General features: G+C 42.9%; 3 protein-coding genes. All 3 read left to right on the forward strand.

Features of this window, described 5'->3' with window-relative positions; genetic code table 11:
* Positions 1-33: 33 nt before the first annotated feature.
* Positions 34-681 carry a cytochrome b6 gene (gene petB, locus RRG12_RS43255; RefSeq protein WP_069068453.1) on the forward strand — a complete coding sequence of 216 codons (648 nt, stop codon included), beginning with the start codon at positions 34-36 and terminating at the stop codon, positions 679-681.
* Positions 682-936: 255 nt separating this feature from the next.
* Positions 937-1,419, forward strand: a complete 483-nt coding sequence (gene petD / locus RRG12_RS43260; RefSeq protein WP_069068452.1) for a cytochrome b6-f complex subunit IV — start codon at positions 937-939, stop codon at positions 1,417-1,419.
* Between the two features lie 430 nt (positions 1,420-1,849).
* On the forward strand, positions 1,850-2,243 hold a 394-nt coding region (locus RRG12_RS43265), incomplete at its 3' end, for an ATP-binding protein (protein ID WP_420763296.1).

Here is a 2,243-nt window from a genome sequence, read left to right on the forward strand (position 1 = left end):
AACCGCAACCGACTTTTAGGAACTTGAGATTGTATGGCCAACGTTTACGACTGGTTTGAGGAACGCCTAGAAATTCAGGCGCTCGCTGAAGATGTTACTAGCAAATACGTCCCTCCCCACGTCAATATCTTTTACTGTCTGGGTGGAATTACCCTGGTTTGCTTTCTGATCCAGTTTGCTACTGGATTTGCCATGACGTTCTACTACAGGCCAACAGTCACTGAAGCTTTCTCCTCAGTGCAGTACATCATGAATGAAGTAAACTTCGGTTGGCTAATTCGCTCCATCCATCGCTGGTCTGCGAGCATGATGGTGTTGATGATGATTTTGCACGTCTTCCGGGTTTATCTTACAGGTGGTTTCAAAAAGCCCCGCGAACTCACCTGGGTAAGTGGTGTCATCCTAGCTGTGATCACCGTTTCCTTCGGAGTTACCGGCTATTCTCTACCTTGGGATCAAGTTGGCTACTGGGCTGTGAAAATCGTTAGCGGCGTACCAGAAGCAATTCCCGTGGTTGGCGTTCTGATTTCTGACCTGTTGCGCGGCGGTTCGAGTGTTGGTCAAGCAACACTAACTCGTTACTACAGCGCCCACACCTTTGTATTGCCTTGGTTAATTGCAGTCTTCATGCTGTTTCACTTCTTGATGATCCGTAAGCAAGGTATTTCCGGGCCTTTGTAATCTCAGCTATTAGCGAAAGGCAACATTTGTCAGTTTTCAGATCGAGTTGTTTGTTTTAAACTTATGAAACACAAGAAATTAATTGCACATAAGTTCCAAAAAACAAATACTTGTATCTGAAGCCTAAAGCTGTAGACACCCTCCAGGCGGCTTACTGTAGATATACAAACGCTGTTTGCCGGCTGTTGGTTGCCTAGTAGCTGATAGCTTTCACAAATGCTTTAATTTAACTTAAGCAGGAGAGCACATTTCAAAATGTCAACACAAAAGAAACCTGACCTGAGCGATCCTCAGTTAAGAGCCAAACTCGCTAAAGGCATGGGTCACAACTACTATGGTGAACCCGCTTGGCCTAATGACTTACTTTACGTCTTTCCAATTGTGATCATGGGTTCCTTCGCTGCGATTGTGGCTCTAGCCGTGTTAGATCCAGCAATGACCGGTGAACCAGCAAATCCTTTCGCCACACCATTGGAAATTTTACCAGAGTGGTATTTGTATCCAGTCTTCCAAATTTTGCGATCGCTTCCTAACAAACTTTTAGGAGTGTTAGCAATGGGTTCTGTACCAGTGGGTCTAATCCTCGTTCCTTTTATTGAGAACGTGAATAAGTTCCAAAACCCCTTCCGCCGTCCAGTTGCAACCACAGTATTCCTTTTTGGTACTCTTGTCACCCTGTGGCTGGGTATTGGCGCTGCTTTGCCATTGGATAAATCTTTGACCTTGGGACTATTCTAAATTAGTCACCACAAAGTGTTTTGACGCCTGTGAGTTTCAAGAGCAGATGCAGATGTGCTTTTGAAAACAATTAACAGGCGTCAATTTTAACAGGAAACAACTTCAGGATTCAGAAGCCAGAATTCAGAATTAAACTCTGATCTGTATTCTGAATTCTGAAATAATTCAGATTCCATTTGGGATTTTGAAGTTTTGGATGAAAAAACTCTTCCAAAATCTCAAATTACCAAGAGTCAACAAATACAAACATTTTTTACTTACTTAACGTAAGTTGCTAGTTACAACCCTCCGAATGCCAAAATCCTTCATGTTTTGTATTTTGGTACACAAAATATGTAAATTTAGATTTTTTTATGTCAGAGAAATTTTGCGAGTAGCGCAAAATTTAATAACTAGCAACTTGGGTTTACTTATATTCAAGTCACAGTTAATGCTTACTATAGTGCAGCAAGACCATCTGACGGTTAAGAGCGAACTCAGGCTCCTAAACCAGGTGCAAGAATGGTTTGAGCAATTTTGTCTGCAACATTTGTCTCAACTTGGCTGGTCAAAAACCCAACTTGATCGCCTCAATTTAGCATTAGCAGAAGGCTTTACCAACGCTGTTCGTCACGCTCATCATGCTTTACCGCCGGAAACAACCATTGAGATTAATGTTTATCTGTGGATTGACCGACTAGAGATTAGAATTTGGGATTATGGAAAACCTTTCAATCCTGATGCGATCGCAGAGCCAGCCCCAGGTACTCTACAAGTAGGCGGGTATGGATGGTTTCTCCTCCGGCGCTTGGCAGACCGTGTTGTATACGAACGAGGGATACAGA

The sequence above is a fragment of the Nostoc sp. CALU 546 genome (assembly GCF_048836525.1).